12 protein-coding genes and 2 tRNA genes are annotated in these 16,924 nt (G+C 68.5%); 10 read left to right on the top strand and 4 right to left on the bottom strand.

The window, feature by feature from the left end; genetic code table 11:
* Positions 1–51: 51 nt before the first annotated feature.
* The 4 genes from ON43_RS11290 to ON43_RS11275 all read left to right on the top strand — a co-directional run bounded on the left by ON43_RS11290 (position 52) and on the right by ON43_RS11275 (position 5,246).
* Entirely contained in the window at positions 52–963 is a 912-nt protein-coding gene (locus ON43_RS11290; RefSeq protein WP_040806616.1) for an oxygenase MpaB family protein, read from the top strand.
* A 230-nt stretch (positions 964–1,193) separates the two neighbouring features.
* Positions 1,194–2,849 (top strand): CocE/NonD family hydrolase, encoded by a 1,656-nt coding sequence (locus tag ON43_RS11285; RefSeq protein WP_040806614.1) that lies wholly within the window; start codon positions 1,194–1,196, stop codon positions 2,847–2,849.
* A gap of 4 nt (positions 2,850–2,853) precedes the next feature.
* Positions 2,854–4,272 (top strand): M20/M25/M40 family metallo-hydrolase, encoded by a 1,419-nt coding sequence (locus ON43_RS11280; RefSeq protein WP_040806612.1) that lies wholly within the window; start codon positions 2,854–2,856, stop codon positions 4,270–4,272.
* A gap of 134 nt (positions 4,273–4,406) precedes the next feature.
* On the top strand, positions 4,407–5,246 hold the full coding sequence (locus ON43_RS11275; protein WP_040806610.1) for an alpha/beta hydrolase: 840 nt from the start codon (positions 4,407–4,409) through the stop codon (positions 5,244–5,246).
* A 6-nt stretch (positions 5,247–5,252) separates the two neighbouring features.
* Here the strand turns inward: ON43_RS11275 and ON43_RS11270 are convergent, their stop codons facing one another.
* Complete coding sequence (locus tag ON43_RS11270) at positions 5,253–6,695, bottom strand: neutral zinc metallopeptidase (protein WP_040806609.1); 1,443 nt, start codon at positions 6,693–6,695, stop codon at positions 5,253–5,255.
* 173 nt (positions 6,696–6,868) lie between these two features.
* On the opposite strand from ON43_RS11270, the gene ON43_RS11265 reads away from it, so the two are divergent.
* The 5 genes from ON43_RS11265 to ON43_RS11245 all read left to right on the top strand — a co-directional run bounded on the left by ON43_RS11265 (position 6,869) and on the right by ON43_RS11245 (position 11,668).
* Positions 6,869–7,693, top strand: a complete 825-nt coding sequence (locus tag ON43_RS11265) for a class I SAM-dependent methyltransferase (protein ID WP_218003238.1) — start codon at positions 6,869–6,871, stop codon at positions 7,691–7,693.
* A 54-nt stretch (positions 7,694–7,747) separates the two neighbouring features.
* Positions 7,748–7,823, top strand: a tRNA-Lys gene (locus ON43_RS11260).
* 1 nt (position 7,824) lies between these two features.
* A tRNA-Pro gene (locus tag ON43_RS11255) sits at positions 7,825–7,896 on the top strand.
* Positions 7,897–7,923: 27 nt separating this feature from the next.
* Complete coding sequence (locus ON43_RS11250) at positions 7,924–10,257, top strand: hypothetical protein (protein ID WP_040806606.1); 2,334 nt, start codon at positions 7,924–7,926, stop codon at positions 10,255–10,257.
* A 151-nt stretch (positions 10,258–10,408) separates the two neighbouring features.
* Positions 10,409–11,668, top strand: coding sequence for a hypothetical protein (locus ON43_RS11245; protein WP_157514000.1), 1,260 nt, complete (start codon positions 10,409–10,411; stop codon positions 11,666–11,668).
* A gap of 150 nt (positions 11,669–11,818) precedes the next feature.
* On the opposite strand, the gene ON43_RS11240 is transcribed toward ON43_RS11245, so the two are convergent.
* The 3 genes from ON43_RS11240 to ON43_RS11230 form a co-directional block, all read right to left on the bottom strand.
* The gene (locus tag ON43_RS11240; protein WP_040806601.1) at positions 11,819–14,833 is read right to left on the bottom strand and encodes a bifunctional [glutamine synthetase] adenylyltransferase/[glutamine synthetase]-adenylyl-L-tyrosine phosphorylase; all 3,015 of its coding nucleotides are present in this window, start codon (positions 14,831–14,833) and stop codon (positions 11,819–11,821) included.
* 194 nt (positions 14,834–15,027) lie between these two features.
* Complete coding sequence (locus ON43_RS11235; RefSeq protein WP_040806598.1) at positions 15,028–15,879, bottom strand: fumarylacetoacetate hydrolase family protein; 852 nt, start codon at positions 15,877–15,879, stop codon at positions 15,028–15,030.
* Between the two features lie 32 nt (positions 15,880–15,911).
* Entirely contained in the window at positions 15,912–16,751 is an 840-nt protein-coding gene (locus tag ON43_RS11230; RefSeq protein WP_040806646.1) for an amidohydrolase family protein, read from the bottom strand.
* A 41-nt stretch (positions 16,752–16,792) separates the two neighbouring features.
* On the opposite strand from ON43_RS11230, the gene ON43_RS11225 reads away from it, so the two are divergent.
* On the top strand, positions 16,793–16,924 hold a 132-nt coding region (locus tag ON43_RS11225; protein WP_040806595.1), incomplete at its 3' end, for a FadR/GntR family transcriptional regulator.

Genomic DNA, 16,924 nt, shown 5'->3' with positions numbered 1-16,924 from the left:
TCATCCTGTCGGAGTGTGGCGCTGCGACGGGAGTGATCAAAGGAGATCACCATGACTGCCGCCGTCGCGTTGGATCAGGAAAACAGAGGCACGCGCCCCGAGCGCAAGCCGTTCGAACCTGGCAGTCGAATGTGGGATGACGTCGGACTGCTGACCTTCTCGCTGACCGCCGGGTCGGCGTTCCTGCTGCAGACCATGGAACCGACCATCGCCGCCGTGGTCGACGAGCACTCGACCTTCCGCACCGACCCGATGGGCCGCGCGGTGCGCAGCATCGCCTCGGTGATGATGTGGGTCTACGGCGGCGACGAGGCCCTCGCCGAGGCGGACCGGCTTCGAAAGATGCACGCCACCCTCAACACCACCGATGCGCAGGGCCACAAGCACCGCGCGCTCGCCTCCGGTCCGTGGGCCTGGGTGCTGCACACCGGCGTCTTCGCCTTCACCGAGGGCAACAAGTACTTCTCGAGCCAGAAGCTGACCGACGCCGACAAAGAGGCGTACTACCAGGAAACCGTGCAGCTCATGCGCAATTTCTCGGTGGCGCCCAAGGAGATTCCGGCGACCTACGCCGAATGGGAGCCGTGGTTCTGGGATCAGGTGGAGAACCACCTCGAGGTCACCGATGTCGCCTACGACTACCTGAAGGTCATCCGAAAGATCGCCCCGCCCAAGCAGATCCCCCGCCCGCTGCACCCGGCCTGGCGTGCGGTCACCACCCCCGTCGGCCGCCTCCAATACTTCTTCACCGTCGGCACCACCCCGGAAATCGTGCGCGACAGACTCGGCCTGGAGTGGACCGCGAACGACGAACGCGCCCTGCGCATCCTGGGCCGCCTGATCGGCCGCACCATGCCCCTCATCCCCGAACGCGTCCGCTACTTCCCCATCGCCTACGAGGCCCGCCGCCTCGAACGCGACCGCGCCCGCCTCCGCAAACTCATCAACCTCCGCCCCGTCTAAGCGCCTCGCGGAAGGTTCCCTCGTCATTCCGGCGCGCTTTTGGCCGGAATCCACCACACCGAGGTGGATCCCGGCCAAAAGCATGCCGGGATGACGGGTGGGACCAATGCCGGGATGAAGGGTGGGACCAATGCCGGGATGAAGGGTGGGACCGATGCCGGGGCAGTCGGCGGCCCGTTACACCCTGGTTCCTGGGGCTGGTTCGGAGCGGGGGGAACCAGCAAGGTCAAATGGTGAGCATGCGAATGGTGTTGTGGCGCGCGGTGGTCGGCGTGCTGCTGGTGGTAGGGGTGGTGGCGGTGCCGGGGCGGGCGTCGGCCGATGCCGGGTATCAGTGGCGCGAGGAGTACATCACCTCGGTGGATGGGACGCGGTTGCACGCGGATGTGCTGCGGCCGACCGGGATCGCGGATGACGTGCGGACTCCGGTGATCATGACCGTGAGTCCGTATCGGGCGCATCTCATGCGGTTGACCGAGCCGCGGCCGCAGGGTGGTCCGTCCACCGGCGATCTGCCGGTGTCGATGTTCCTGCAGGCCGGGTACACCTATGTGATCGTGGATCTGCGAGGTTTCGGCGGTTCCAACGGCTGCCCCGACTACGGCGGGCCGGGTGAGCGGTCGGATGTGAAGACCGCGGTGGAATGGGCCGCGGGACAGCCGTGGTCGACCGGCAAGGTCGGGATGACCGGTGTCTCCTACGAGGCCTGGACCGGGATCATGGGGTTGACGGAGAAGCCTGCCGGGCTGGCGGCGGTGGCGGCGTTCGAGCCGGTGGTCGACGCCAACTCCTACCTCTACATGCAGGGCATCGCCTGGCGGTTCTCACTCAAGCCGATCACCGAAACCGGGGTCCGGCCGGGCGATTTCGCGGGATTCGAGCATCTGCTCGTCGCGACCACGCCCCCGTACCCGACCGATTCGGCCGAGTACAAGGCCAACGCCGCCGATATCGATCCGGCCTGCTACGCGCACTACCTCGCCGAGACCACCAACCACGACCCGAATTCCGCGTGGTGGCGCGAGCGGGATCTGGCGGAGTCGTTGCGCGGCAATACGATTCCGCTGTTCCTGGGTCAGGGTTTCGTCGACTACAACACGCGTGCGGATCGCGTCTTCGAGGCGTGGAATGTGCTCGGCCCCGGCAATCACAAGGCCTGGTTCGGGCAGTGGGGGCATCGGGACTGCACCGAGAAATGCGGTGCGCCGCAATTCCCCTCGGAGCTGCTGGCGTTCTTCGACAAGAATGTCGCGGGCAAGGATGTCGCCACCGGGCCGCGCGTGACCGTGCAGCAGTTCGACGGCCGCTGGCGTTCGGAGACCGCGTGGCCGCCCGCCGACAGCCGGGCACTCGATATCGATCTGCGGACCGGACGCTACAACGATCGCGGTCTGATCCCGGGCGCGGATCGTGAGATCTGGACCGTTTCCGAGCCGCTGGACCGGGATCAGCACATCTCCGGCACGGCCACCGCCACGCTCGCGTTGGACGGTCCGGCCGCGGCCAGCGTCGCCGTCGAGGTCTACGACATCGCGCCGGACAATCGCGCCACGGTGATCACCCGTGGCATCGCCCCGGTGACTCCGACCGCTCAGGTCCGGCTGCTCGGCCAGGACTGGCCTCTTACCGCCGGTCACCGCGTCGGTATCCGCATCGTCGATGTGGTCGACGATGTCTGGGCGCACGTGCCCGCCAACGCGCCGGTCACGGTGACCTCGGCCCGGCTGCATCTGCCGCTGCTCACGGCGGTCCGCACCCCCGACCTGCCCGGCGAGGCGAGCGAGGCGATCCCGAAGTGGCGAAACGAGAAGACCGTCTCCCTGTCCCCCGATGTGGTGAACAATGCCACTGTGACCGTGAACTTCCCTCCCAGGTCCGGCGGTTAGGCCGATGACCAGCACCGCGCCGACCGACATGCCCACCGTCGACGATGTCACCGCCGAGCGGCTGGCCGCGGCATTGCGCTGCCGGACCGTCTCGCACGAGGATCGCGAGCGTATAGACCTCACGGAGTTCGATCGGCTGCTCGCCCACCTCGAGCAGTCGTTCCCGCTGGTGCACAGCGCCCTGACTTGGGAGACCTTCGGCCACAGTCGGCTCTATCGCTGGGCTGGAGCGGAGGGCGCCGACTCCGCCCCGCTGCCCGACGCGACAGCGGCCGGGCGGACGGCGGGAACGGAATCCGTCGCGGCACTCCTGCTGGCACACATGGATGTCGTGCCGGTGGACGATCTCGAGGGCTGGACGCATCCTCCGTTCGACGGGGTCGTGGACGACGAATTCGTCTGGGGCCGTGGGGCGATCGACGACAAGAGCCGGGTGCTGGCGATTCTCGAAGCGGTCGAGCAGGCGCTGACCGAGGGCGTACAGCCCAGGGAGACGGTGTATCTCGCGTTCGGGCACGACGAGGAGGTCTTCGGTTCCGAAGGCGCGGGACGGATGGCGCAGCGGCTGCGCGACAGTGGGGTTCGCGCGCGGCTGCTCCTCGATGAGGGCGGCGTGATCACCTCGGGAGTGGCCGACGGGATCGACGTCCCGGTGGCCACGATCATGGTGGGCGAGAAGGGATTCGCCACCGTCCGGCTCAGCGTGACCGATATCGGCGGGCATTCCTCCATGCCCGGCAAGCAGACTGCGGTGGGGCGGCTGGCGCGGGCGGTGGCGCGGATCCAGGATCACCCGTTCCCGCTGCGGCTGACACCGGTCGCGGTCGACATGCTCACGCGGGTGCGGGAATTCATGGCCGAGCCGCGCCGCACCATGCTCGGGCTGTTGAAGGTGGCCGGGCCGGTCGCGGTGCGCATCCTCGCGGCCCGGCCGCAGACCGAGGCGATGGTGCGCACCACCACCGCGCCGACGGTGATCAGCGGCGGCGTGAAACCCAATGTGCTGCCGCAGCGGGCCGAGGCGTTCGTGAATTTCCGTATCCTGCCGGGTGATTCGGTCGCCGGGGTGCTCGATCATTGCCGCAAGGCGGTCCGGGACCGAGAGGTCAGCATCGAACTCGACGGCACCACCTCCGAACCCTCCCCGAATCCGGCGGCGGGTCCGGACTTCGACCTGATCGCCGATGTCGCCCGCGAGGTGGTGCCCGGCATCGCCGTCACGGTCGGCATCGTGCCCGGGGCCACCGACTCCCGCTACTACGACGATCTGGCCGCGACCCGCTGCAATTTCGCCCCGATCCTCCTGACCGCCGCCGACCTGGAGCGCATCCACGGCACCGACGAGCGCATCTCCCGCGCCGACTACGCCCGCCTGATCCGCTTCAATCGACTCCTCATCGACCGTCTCGCGCGCCCGGCCTGATCGGTGCGCCCTGCCGGAACCATGAACCTTGCCGGAATCGTGCTGGTTGCCGGAATCGTGCGCATTACCGGATCGGTGCGCGAGAATGGCTCCGCTGATGCGCGAGTGACGACCTCGAATCGAAGGGAGCGGCGATGACCCGCACGGAGACCGGTGAATTCCAAGGCGCGGGCGGCCGGGTGTTCTGGCAGGCCTGGCTGCCCGAGGGCGATCCGCGCGCCGTGGCGGTGATCGTGCACGGGTACGCCGAGCATTCCGGCCGGTACGCGCATGTCGCCGAGCGGCTCACCGAATCCGGGTTCGCGGTGTACGCGCTCGACCACACCGGCCACGGCAAGTCGGACGGTTCGCGGGCGAATATCGGTTCGCTCGATACCGCCGCGGACAATGTCCGCACCATGCTGGCCACCGCCACCGGCCGCCACCCGGACCTGCCGAGCTTCCTCATCGGCCACAGCATGGGCGGTCTCACCACCGCGTACCTGGCCGCCCGCGACCAGCCCGAGGTGACCGGCATCGTGCTGTCGGGCCCGGCCATCGATATCGAAGGCGGCAATGCCCTGCAGCGCCTGATCGCGCCGGTGGTCGCGAAGTACCTGCCGAATGTGCCCGTGATCAAGCTGGATTCGACGCTGGTCAGCCGCGACCCGGCCGTCGTTCGCGCCTACGACGAGGACCCGCTGGTCCACCACGGCGGCGTCCCGGCCCGCACCGCGGGTGAAATGCTGCGCGCCGGCGAGTACGTCAAGTCCCACATGGACCGCATCACCGCTCCCCTGCTGGTCCAGCACGGGACCTCCGACGGCCTGGCCTCCCCCACCGGCAGCGACCTCCTCGAGAAGCACGCCGCCTCCCAGGACAAGACCGTCATCCGCTACGACGGCCTCTACCACGAGATCTACAACGAGCCCGAGCAGGACAAGGTCATCGGCGACCTGGTGAACTGGCTGGAAGCCCACCTGCCGAAGTCGTAGCGGCCCTTATTTGTAGGTGGTCAGACAAGCGGTGTCGCCGTCGAGGACGCCGGTGCGGAAGGCCTCCAGGCGGACGAAACCGCTGGGGACGATATTGCCGTCGACGTCGGCGGCGGCCAGACCGTCCGACAGCAAGCCGGAGATGGCGGCGTCGAGATCGGTTGCGGAGAGCCGCAAGTCGCTGCCGGGCTGGCTGAGTTTGGTGCTGTACGCGCCGGAAAGGCAGGCGGCGCGCAGACCCGCGGTGTCGGCACCGGTGAGGGTGAGCTTTCGATTCTGTTGCACGGCAAGCATGTAGCGGGAGACGAAGACGACGAAGGCGTTGTAGTCGCCGCCGACCATGGCCGACAACAGCTCACCCTTCTCGCCGGTGACGGCGCGCTTGGCCAGGGTCGGCACGTCGGTGCCGATCACATTGGTGGTCGGACAGTACGAAACCGGCTGGGTGGCGGTCACTTTCGGGCAGGTGCGGGTGACGCCGGTGTAGTCGTAGGTGGGTGCGGGCTGGATCGGATAGTTCTTGGCCAGTGACGCCGCCACCAGCGCGAGGTCGGGTTGGTCGACGGGCAGCTGCTTTTCCTTGTCACCCGGTTGGAAACTGGTGGGCAGGGTGCCGCGCCGCTTCTGCAGTTCACTGCGGGTGATGCCCTTGCACGCGGTGACGCCGTCGGTGTAGCCGATCTGCACGGCGGTGACGCGTTCGAACGCGGTCCCGTGCTCGTCCTGCCCGGCGCCGGGTTCGCGGTCGCGGAAGGAGATGACCGCGGCCAGCACCCCGTTCAATCCGTCGGTGGTATTGAGCGTGAAGTGGCGCGAATTCCCTTCCGCCACATTGCGCAGGAACACACCCGCGAAGCAGTCGGCCTGCTGTTCGCGCACCACGCTGGAGGTGAAGAAGCCGTTCAGCTTGGCCTGCGCCTGCACCGAGTGCCCGTACTCGTGGGCCAGCACCATGACGACCGCCATCTGCCCGAACTTCTTCACCAGCTCCGGCAGCAGGGTGCCGCGGTCCCAGCCGATGGTCTGGTCGACGCCACAGTAGGCCGCATTGACCTCCTGGAAGGTGCTGCTGCGGCAGAAGTCGACGGCCTTGGCGCGCGGGGCGGTGGAATCCCAGGAGATGAAGCGTGTCACCGGTTTGAAGGCGCCGGGAAAGGTCTTGGCGTACTGCGTGTTCCAGTACTCGGCGACATCGGAGATGGCATTGAGGGCCAGCTTGTCGATCGCCCCGCCGTCGCCGTTCTCGGCGGTGAGGTTCGCGTCCGGCACGCCGGAACGCGGCCCGCTGGGCCCGGCGGCGGAGGTCTGCCCGGCCAGCTCCCATGGATTGGTGGTCACCGGCGCCGAAACATTCTGCGCGCCCGGTCCTTTCACCGTGGAACAACCGGTGAATGCCACCGCCAGCAGCAGCATGACGGCCAACCCCAGCCGCACCCGCGACGTCCTCATCTCGCCTCCCGCAGACGCTCGGGACCTGTACCGAGTATCCATCGGGATATCGGGTGAAGTCCCCGGTCTCGCAACGACAGTGCGCGGGAAATCTCGGGGTCACGGCGTGCCGCCCACGACACGCAGCCGGGAAATCAACTGGGAGGGTCGCCGCATCCGTGGCACAGTCGAGGATCATGAGCGATTACCGCCGCCTCAACCGCGCCAACTGGGACGATCGCGCGCCCCTGCACGCCGGTTCGGGCGACTACGGCCTGGACAACTTCCGGACCGACCCGTCCTATCTGAGCCACGTGGTGCGTTTCGACGTCCCGCGGCTCGGCGACATCCGCGGCCTCGACGGCGTTCACCTGCAATGCCACATCGGCACCGACACCCTCTCCCTGGCCCGCCTCGGCGCGACCATGACCGGCCTGGACTTCTCACCCGCCTCTCTGGCCGAGGCGCGCAAGCTGGCCGAAGCCAGTTCCACCCCAATCGATTTCGTCGAGGCCGACCTCTACGACGCCGTCTCCGCGCTGGGCCCGGCCCGCTTCGATTTCGTCTACACCGGCATCGGCGCGCTGTGCTGGCTCCCGGACGTCCGCCGCTGGGCCGACACCGTCGCCGCCCTGCTGCGCCCCGGCGGCCGCCTCTTCATTCGCGAGGGACACCCGGTCCTCTGGTCCATCGACGAGACCCGCACCGACGCCCTCACCATCGGCTACCCGTACTTCGAAACCGCCGAGCCGATCGTCTTCACCGACGAATCCACCTATGTGGAAACCGATTCCGCCATCGAGCACGCCACCACGAACGAGTGGAACCACGGCCTCGGCCAGATCGTCGAGGCCCTCCTCCAGTCCGATCTCACCCTCACCCAACTCGTCGAACACGACAGCGTGCCGTGGGAAGCGCTCCCCGGGCAGATGGTGTGCGAGGACGACCACGAATGGCGTCTAATCGAACACCGCGAACGACTCCCCCTCACCTACACCCTCCAGGCCCGAAAACTTTGAGCCCGAAAAACTCCGTGCGTACCCGGTTCGGCTCCGGATACGATCCGGACACCCCATGGAGTAGATCAGCGGTCAGATCACCCGGCTCTTAACCGGGAGGGCGCGGGTTCGAATCCCGCCTCCATGTCCACCTTGGTCTAGCTCAGCGGTAGAGCACCCGGCTTGGGACCGGGAGGGCGCGAGTTCGAATCCCGCGACCAAGTCTTGTCGTCACCTCAGCAGGAGTTCCCTTGTCCGATCAGGTTTTTCCTTCCGGTCCGCAGCGGTACGCGACAGGGCAGCTGTCCCGCGCGCTGACCGCCGTCGCGCGGGCCGGGACGAATCGGGCCGATCGCGAGCGGGCGGAGGCGAAGGCGCAACGCTGGCGCGCGGTGATCGATGGTCTGACCACCGGGCGGGTCGCGGTCGGCAGCCGCACGCCCGTCGCGGATCTGCCCGCCTGGGTGACCCTCGAAGTGACGCACGGCGGATTCACCACGGGCCGCGGACTCGCCGAAGCACCGTTGACCCAGGACGAGGGCGAACGGCTGGCCGAACTACCGCGCGATGTCCCGGGCGAGACGCCCCGCGAACGACTCAACCTCTGGTACCTCGGCGACGCCGGGCAGTCCGAACTCCTCTCGGCCCTACACACCGGCCACTACCGGATCCAGATCCCCGAACACGGCGCGCTGATGGCGGTCGCGCTATTGCTGGACAAGGGTTTTCCGGAGCAGGCACTCGATCTGGTCGCCGAACTACGGCCCTACATGTCCCGGCTGCGCTTCACCCCCGCCTTCGATCCGGTGGCCCGCCCGTCCGGTGCGCTGGTGCGAGTGGCATCGGTCGGGGACACCACCGACGCCCTGCGTGCCGTCCGCACACCCGAACAACTGTCCCTCATGCACACCACCATCGACGTATGGACACCCCTCTACGACCGCCTGGTCGCCCTGTGGTGCGCCACCGTCGCCGGTGACCTGCCCCGCCTGGACGCCACCGGCGCGGTAACCGGCGGCTACCCGAACACCCTCCGCCCGCCCCACTGGCCCGACGAACGGGCCCGCTGGCTCAGCGATTTCGGCGCCGCCCGCCTCATCCACGAGTTCCGCGGCCGCCACGCCCACCCCAAGAGCAACTTCACCCGCCTCCACGATGCCTTGCTGAGCGTGAAGTCCGGTCTCACGCCCCGGCAGGTCGGGTGGGTCCGGCGCGCCCTTGCGAATACCGTCAGCCGCCATGGTGAACCCGGCAGCGCCGCACGGGAATCCGCGCGCGTCGAGCAGGCCGGGGCGATCTCCGCGCCGCTGTACCGGGATCTCGCGGCTGTCCTCGCCGCGCGCCTGGACCGCTTCCCGGCCGACGGCGGCTTGCCGTCCCTCGATCCGGTCACCACACCGGTCGAGCCGGGTGACAAGGTCGATATCGCCGACGGAACACCGATCCCGCAGCACTTGCAGGACAAGGCGATCCGCGCGCTCGAGGCTCCGGCCGACGAGTTGGTCCGGCGCGGCGTCATCGGCTCCGGCGAGGTGCTGGCCACGGTTCTTCCGCAGCTCACGTCCCGCCTGCTGGCCGCCGATATCACCGATCCCGCGGCCGCGAATCTGTACGAGCAGCTGTACACGGCCTTTCGGCGTCGCCGCAGCCTGCTCCTGCTCAACCTCCAGCACCAGGTGCGATTCGACGAATTGCCCTGGGTGACAGCGCTGCACGTGCTGCGCCCCACAGAAAGCGGTAAGCAGGCCGACAGCGGAACCGCACCGGCTGCCCGGCGACTCCTCCGCCAGACCGCCCTGCTGGCCATCGAGTCATTTCCGCAGACAGCGCTCCCGAACCCGCTGGTGCGCGAGTTCCACACGCTCGCACAGCAAGCCGACCTGCGCCTGCCGTTGGTCGAGGAGGTGGCGGCCGACATCTTCATGGGTACCTTCACCGAAAAGTGGCGCGCCGCGGCGATCGTCGCGAGCGGCACGCTGGACGGAACCCTGTACCAGCGCTACTACGACCTGCCCTCGGTCGCGGAGTGGAATGCCGGTGCACGCACCGGAAAGCGTCGGGGCAAGGCCACGGCCACCGATTTCACCGAACTCTGCGCCCGCCGGGCCGAGGAGGCGGGTACCGGCGAGAACTACGTCGCCCGTAATGGCGCGCTGCTCGAGCAGAGCCAGATCCTGACCACCCACAACCTGGCCGTTCTCGTGAACGCCCTCGATCTCGACGCCCAATTGCGGGAAACCGCAACGGAACTCGTGCGACGCACCTTCACCTGGATCGTCCGCTGCCTGAGCCGGCCCGCCGACTGGCACACCCGTCTGATCCAGGTGAAGAACGCGGCCTATGCCTGGCGTCAGGCCGTCTTCCTGCTCAGCTACTGCGATCTCGCGGTGCAACGCGACCAGATCGACTGGCTGATCGCACAGCACTGGACGATGGCACAGCACGCCCGGGGTCTGGGCCCCGCCATCGACGGCCTGGCCCACGTCGTAGCGGGCGGCCGCTTCGCTCCGGGCGGGATGGTCCCGAACGCCTCCGGCCGCCGCTTCCTCGGCTGGACCGTGGGCCGCCACTGGTATTTCGACTGATACCCACGCGTCAGTTGACCCTGGCATTCGGCTGACGACAACGGAAGTCCATACCTCCGCCACAACCGAATCACTGGCGACACTCGGCGCGGAACTAGCTGGCTCTCGGCCGCGTCCAAGTGTTCAGTGACCAGGTGACGGGAGGACACCGATGGATCCGGAAGTCTTGCGGCGCAGGGCTCGTATGAGCCAATCCGGTGCCGAGCACGAGCAAACCCGCATCGCCGAGCGCGGCACCGACCCGGATTACATTCAGCACCTGGAGGATTTCGACCGCCTCTCCCACGAACAAATCCACCACCGCGTCCAAGCCATCAACCCGGGCGAGATACACACCGCCGCCCAAGTGTGGGTATCCATCGCCGACAGCATGTTCGGCGCACTGAGCACCCTCCACGCCACTGTCCAATCCGCCCTCTCCGACGGCATGTCAGGCCATATCGCCGACGCCGCCGCTGTGGCCGCCCGCCGATTCGTCCAGGACGCCACCGACATCGCCGAGATCGCGCACAGCACCGGCCATCGCCTGATCGCCACCGCCTACGGCGCGGAAGCGGTGCGAAAGACCGTTCCGCCACCCATGACTCACGGCTCCGCCAGCGCCCGAGAAGAACAACGTCAGATCGCCCTGGCAGCTCTGGACGCCAACTACATCCCGATCTACCCGCCCGCCGGAGCAGGCGTCCCCGCCTTCTTCACGGTGATGACCCCCGGCGGCGATGCCTCGGCCGAGAACCTCGGCGGCGCATCCGATTCGGGAGCAGGTCCCGACACACCCGACACAGCGGGCCTTCGCACCACACCTGCCCGGGGAACTTGGGGCAGCCCCGGCAGCACCAGCGGCACCGACGAGCCCGAGGCGAGCCCTGACACCAGAGCCGCTTCGACCAATTCACCCGGCACCCAGAGCATTCCGCGAACCGGCACGGGAGCCGACGGCCACGACCCGGCCGATCAGACGCCGGCCAATCCGAACTCGGTCAGCCAGCGGGATCGCGCCCCGGATCCAACCGCAATCGAAACCACCCCCGCCACAGCCACACCCGGCAGCCCCTTCAGCCCTATCGGCCACCCGAACACCCCACCCTCCTTGCATCCAACCCCCACCGCCCCGGATCCCGGCCACAGCTTCCCAGGCCCCGCGAACCCCGAATCCCCCACCCAGCCAAGATCACTCACCCCACGCGACCTCCCAAGCCCCGGTGGCACCGGAATGCTCCCCGGCATGTATGCCCCCGGCAGCCGCACGGGCACCGACCCTGACTCCTCCCACCGCTGCCCCGCCTACCTGATCCGCAACCGCGAGGACGAACTCCTCGGCAACCCCCTCCCCCACGTCCCCCAAACGATCGGCGCCGAATTCCCCGCCGCCAGCAACGATCTCGCCCCACCCGACGACGACCTCACCTAACCGCCGCAGCCCCTCGCGAAGCCCCCGTCCGCGCCCCACTCGACGCGCCCCCACTTTCATCGAGCGGCACATCCCGGAGGCCGGAATCGGGCGATTCCGGGCAAATCCCCTCCAGCATGTGCCGTTCGGCGATCGGGATGGCGGGGCGCGCTACTCGCCGCCGAAGACTCGCTCTACCACGGTTTTCGCGCGGCGGGTGACGCGCATGTAGTGGTCGAGGAATTCGCTGCCGTCGTCGGTGGGCCAGCCTGCTACTCGGGCGATGGCCGAGAGGAGGGTGCCGGGGCCGGGGAGTTGGTCGGCTGGCTTGCCTCGGACGAGGACCAGGGCGTTGCGGGCCTTGGTGGCGGTTAGCCAGGCGTCGCGGAGGAGGGCGGCGTCGGCGGTGTCGATCAGCTCGGCTCGTTCGATGGCGTCCAGGGACTCGAGGGTGGAGGTGTTGTGGAGCTCCGGTACCTCGTGGGCGTGCTGGAGTTGCAGCAGCTGGACGGTCCATTCGATGTCGGCCAGGCCGCCGCGGCCGAGTTTGGTGTGGGTGGCGGGGTTGGCGCCGCGCGGGAGGCGTTCGGAGTCGACGCGGGCCTTGATGCGGCGGATCTCGCGGACGCCCTCGGGGGACATGCCGCCCTCGGGGTAGCGGATGGGATCTACGGTGCGTAGGAAGCGGATTCCGAGGTCGCGGTCGCCGGCGACCTGGTGGGCGCGCAGCAGGGCCTGGACTTCCCAGGGCTGTGCCCACTGTTCGTAGTAGGCGGAGTAGGCGGCGAGGGTGCGGACCAGTGCGCCGTTGCGGCCCTCGGGGCGCAGACCCGCGTCGACCTGGAGTGGCGGGTCGGTGCTGGGTGCGCCGAGCAGGCGCTGGACCTGTTCGGCGATGCTGATGGCCCATTTCACGGCGACGGTCTCGTCCTCGCCGGGGCGCGGGTCGCAGACGAACAGGACGTCGGCGTCGGAGCCGTAGCCGAGTTCCATGCCGCCGAGCCGTCCCATGCCGATGACGGCGAAGTCGGCGGGCGCGGGCCTGCCGAGTTCGGCCTCGCTGGCCCGGATCACGGCCTGCAGTGAGGCTTCCAGGGTCGCGATCCACACCGAGGACAGCGCCTCGCACACCTGCGGCACATCGAGCATGCCGAGCACATCGGCGGAGGCCACGCGCGCCAGTTCGTGGCGGCGCAGCGAGCGCGCGGTGGCGACGGCGCGTTTGGGATCGTCGTAACGTCCTGCGCCGGAGAGGATTCCGCGCGCGACGTCGGAGGGCTGGGTGGCCAGCAGCAGCGGCCCGTCCGGCCCGTCGGCGTACATGCGGATGGTCTCGGGCGCGTTGATCAGCAGGTCCGGCAGGTACGCCGAGGAACCCAGCACGATCATGAGCCGCTGCGCGATGGCCCCTTCGTCGCGCAGTTCGCGCAGGAACCAGATCTCGTTGTCGAGCCCCTCCGACACCCGCCGGTAGGCGAGCAGTCCCGCGTCGGGATTCGGTGTCTCGCCGAGCCATTCGAGCAGCGTCGGCAGCAAAAGCGCCTGGATCCGCCCCTTGCGCCCGACCTCACCGGTCAACGCCTTCAGATGCCCGAGCGCGTTCTCCGGAGCCACGTATCCCAGCGCGGCCAGCTGCCGCACCGCCGCTTCGGGGCTGAGCCGCAGATTGTCGGCGTCGAGCCGAGCCACCGATTCCAGCAGCGGCCGGTAGAACAGCTTGGCGTGCAAGCGCCGCACCCGCATGGCATTGCGCTTGATCTCGCTGGTCAGCACCCCGACCGCGTCCTGCCGCCCGTCGGGCCGCATGTGCGCGGCGCGGGCCAGCCAGCGCATGCCCTCCTCGTCCTCGGCGGCGGGCAGGGTGTGGGTGCGCTTGAGTTTCTGCAGCTGCAAACGGTGTTCGAGCAGGCGCAGGAATTCGTAGGAGGCGGTGAGGTTGGCGGCGTCGTCGCGGCCGACGTACCCGCCCGCGGCCAGCGCGGTCAGCGCCTCGACGGTGCCCTGCACGTGCAGCGATTCATCGGCCTTGCCGTGCACCAATTGCAGCAGTTGCACGGCGAATTCGACGTCGCGCAGACTACCGTGCCCCAGTTTCAGCTCGCGTTCGCGCAGATCGGCGGGCACCAGATCCTCCACGCGCCGTCGCATGGCCTGCACATCGGCCACGAAGTCGGTTCGTTCGGAGGCCGCCCACACCATGGGCATGAGCGCCTCGCGGTACTGCCCGCCCAGCTCCAGATCCCCGGTGGCGGGCCGCATCTTGAGCAGCGCTTGGAATTCCCAGGTCCGCGCCCACCGCTTGTAGTAGGCGATATGCGAATCCAGGGTGCGTACCAATGCCCCGGCCTTGCCCTCGGGCCGCAGTGCCGCGTCGATCTCGAAGAAGGCCGCGCTGCCCACGCTCATCATCTCGGCGGCCAGCCGGGTGGCGGTGGTGTCGGCGGGTTCGGCGACGAAGATGACGTCCACGTCGGACACGTAATTGAGTTCCCGCGCACCGCATTTGCCCATGGCGATGACGGCCAGCCGCACCGGCACCTCGCGGTCCGGGCACACCCGCGCCACGGCCACCGACAGCGCGGCGGTGAGCGCGCAGTCGGCCAGATCGGTGAGATGCTGTCCCACCTGCTGATACGGCAGCACCGGTTCGTTCTCGACGGTGGCGGCCAGGTCGATGGCGGCCAGCAGCATGAGCTGATCGCGATACCGCTTGCGCAGCAAGGCGATCGCCTCGGGCCCCGCGACCTGCGCCCGGTACATCATGGGCCCCGCGTTCACCCCGACCTCGGCCTCGGCCTTCACCGAGTCCAGCAGATCCGCCAGCAGCTCCTCGCGCCCCGGCAGCGTCGGCCGCTTCAGCAGCTGCCAGGCCGGCGGATCGGCCACCAGGTGATCGGCGAACGCGCTCGACGAGCCGATCAGCGCGAACAGCCGCCCGCGCAGCGAGGTGTTCCGCCGCAGCTCGTAATCCAGTGCCGCCCAGTCGCTCCCGAGTTGCTCGCGCAAGCGGATGAGCGTCATGAGCGCCAGATCGGCGTCGGGCGACCGCGACAGCGCCCACAACAGCGGGACACTGTCCACGTTGTCCCAGGCCAACTCTCGCAGAGAGTCGGCAGCGGACGGCTCGAGCAATCCGAGCCGTCCAACACCGGGCACAGCGGAACGAGCAGTCGGTGGCCGAACCATCCCTTCAAATTACATGTCACGTCGATCGGACATGCCGCCCATCCCTCTCAAACCGAACACTGTGTCCAATCCGCCTCCTGACCGCTACTCCAGGTTCACGCCCCACCCCGTCCCCGTCTGATCGAGCGGCACATTCTGGAGGCGGATTCAGGGAGCTTCCGGACAAATCCCCTCCAGCATGTGCCGCTCGGCGATCAGGCGGACGCGGAGACTCGCTGGGTCATGCGGCCGATGCCCTCGATTTCGAGGTCGATGACGTCGCCGGGGCGGAGGTAGGGGAAGCGGCCGGACAGGGCGACGCCCTCGGGGGTGCCGGTGTTGATGATGTCGCCGGGTTCGAGGACCGCGAACTGGGACAGGTGCCAGACCAGGTAGGCGACGTCGAAGATCAGGTCGGCGGTGGTGGAATCCTGGCGGGGCTCGCCGTTGACGAAGGAGCGCAGGCGCAGGTCCTTGGGGTCGAGGTCGGCGGCGGGGACCAGCGCGGGGCCGAGGGGGTTGAAGGTCTCGCAGCACTTTCCCTTGGACCATTGGCCGCCGGACTCCTCGAGCTGGAATCGGCGCTCGGAGACGTCATTGGAGATGGTGTACCCGGCCACGCAGGCCAGTGCCTGATCGGGCGAGTCGAGGTAGCGGGCGCGGGAGCCGATCACCACCGCGAGTTCGACCTCCCAGTCCGTGCGGTCGGAGCCGCGCGGGATCAGGACCTCGTCGTACGGGCCGACGACGGTGTTGGGGGTCTTGAAGAAGAGCACGGGGATCTCGGGTGGCTCGGAACCCGATTCGGCGGCGTGCGCGGCGTAGTTCATGCCGATGCACCACACCGCGTGCGGCCGCGCGATCGGTGCGCCGATCCGCAGCCCGTCGATCTCGAGGCGCGGCAGCCGCCCGGCGGCGAGGGCGCTCGCGGCGGTGGCGATGCCGTCGGCGGCCAGGAATTCGCCGTCGATGTCGCGGGTGAGGGGTGTCAGGTCGTAGGCGTGACCGTCGTCGTCGATGACGATGGGCCGTTCCCGGCCCGGATCGCCCACGCGCTGCAGCTTCATTCGGGTGTCCTCGATTCTCTGGTGTCGATCGGTCAGGGCAGCTGGTAGATCCGGCGTGCGGTGTCAACGAGCACGGCGGCGCGCTCGGCCGCCGACAATGCCGTCAGGGTGTCCAGGGTGGTTTGCCACACGGTTCGATAAGACGCCGCCGTGAGCGTGAATGGCCAATCTCCGCCCGCGAGCACACGTTCAGGCCCGAACAGTGAGAGCGCATGGTCCACATACGGCTGCCAGTCGGCGGCGGTGAATCCGGGCGTGGAGACCGTGGCCAGGCCGGAGAGTTTGGCCACCACGTTCGGCAGGGCCGCGACCTCGGCCAGCAGGTCGGCCCACGGCTGCCACCCTTGCTCGGCGATCGGCGGCTTGCCGAGATGGTCGAGCACGAGGGTGAGCGAGGGGTGCCGGGCCGCGACCTCCGGCAGCAGCGCCACCAGGTCCGGGCGCTCGGCGACCGCATCGAAGACCAGCCCGGCGTCCGCGAGCAGGCTCAGGCTCTCCGAAACCTCGGGGCGCAGTAGCCATTTCGGGTCGGGGTCGTTGTGGATCAGATGCCGCACGCCCACCAGATTCGGATGCCGCCGCTCCAATTCGGCGGCGGTACGCGCCGGGTCCTCGAGCGGCAGCCAACCGACCACCGCCGCCGGGCGGGGCGCGCGTTCGGCGGCGTCGAGCAGGGCGCGAGTCTCGGCGAGCGAGTCGGCGGCCTGCACGAGCACGAGCGCTCCGACGTCGAATTCGGCGAGCTGGGGTTCCAGGTCGTCGAGCGTGTACGTTCGATACAAGACATCCGATGTATTTGTGAGCCAGCCGTATTCGACATGGAACTTTCCACCGGTGATGTCCCAGATATGAACATGAGCGTCTACAGTCATCGGAGGCATGGGTTCACATCCTGGAAAGCGGGGGAATCGATTTGTCGGTCACCGACGATGCGATCGCGAAGATCAAGGCCATGATCGTCTCCGGCGATCTGAAGCCGGGTTCCCGGCTGCCCCGGGAGGCCGATCTCGCGGCCGAACTCGGCGTCTCACGCAATTCGCTGCGG

It is taken from the genome of Nocardia concava NBRC 100430 (assembly GCF_000308815.1).
GTDB lineage: Bacteria > Actinomycetota > Actinomycetes > Mycobacteriales > Mycobacteriaceae > Nocardia > Nocardia concava.
Note: the sequence above shows the minus strand (reverse complement) of the source record. Positions and strands in the feature narration are given on the sequence as shown.

What these genes read in the sequence shown, in the direction of transcription:
- ON43_RS11230 (WP_040806646.1), bottom strand. Translation starts at nt 16,751, where the DNA reads ATGACTGTAGACGCTCATGTTCATATCTGGGACATCACCGGTGGAAAG.
- ON43_RS11235 (WP_040806598.1), bottom strand. Translation starts at nt 15,879, where the DNA reads ATGAAGCTGCAGCGCGTGGGCGATCCGGGCCGGGAACGGCCCATCGTC.
- ON43_RS11240 (WP_040806601.1), bottom strand. Translation starts at nt 14,833, where the DNA reads ATGGTTCGGCCACCGACTGCTCGTTCCGCTGTGCCCGGTGTTGGACGG.
- ON43_RS11270 (WP_040806609.1), bottom strand. Translation starts at nt 6,695, where the DNA reads ATGAGGACGTCGCGGGTGCGGCTGGGGTTGGCCGTCATGCTGCTGCTG.
- ON43_RS11290 (WP_040806616.1), top strand. Translation starts at nt 52, where the DNA reads ATGACTGCCGCCGTCGCGTTGGATCAGGAAAACAGAGGCACGCGCCCC.
- ON43_RS11275 (WP_040806610.1), top strand. Translation starts at nt 4,407, where the DNA reads ATGACCCGCACGGAGACCGGTGAATTCCAAGGCGCGGGCGGCCGGGTG.
- ON43_RS11245 (WP_157514000.1), top strand. Translation starts at nt 10,409, where the DNA reads ATGGATCCGGAAGTCTTGCGGCGCAGGGCTCGTATGAGCCAATCCGGT.
- ON43_RS11285 (WP_040806614.1), top strand. Translation starts at nt 1,194, where the DNA reads ATGGTGAGCATGCGAATGGTGTTGTGGCGCGCGGTGGTCGGCGTGCTG.
- ON43_RS11280 (WP_040806612.1), top strand. Translation starts at nt 2,854, where the DNA reads ATGACCAGCACCGCGCCGACCGACATGCCCACCGTCGACGATGTCACC.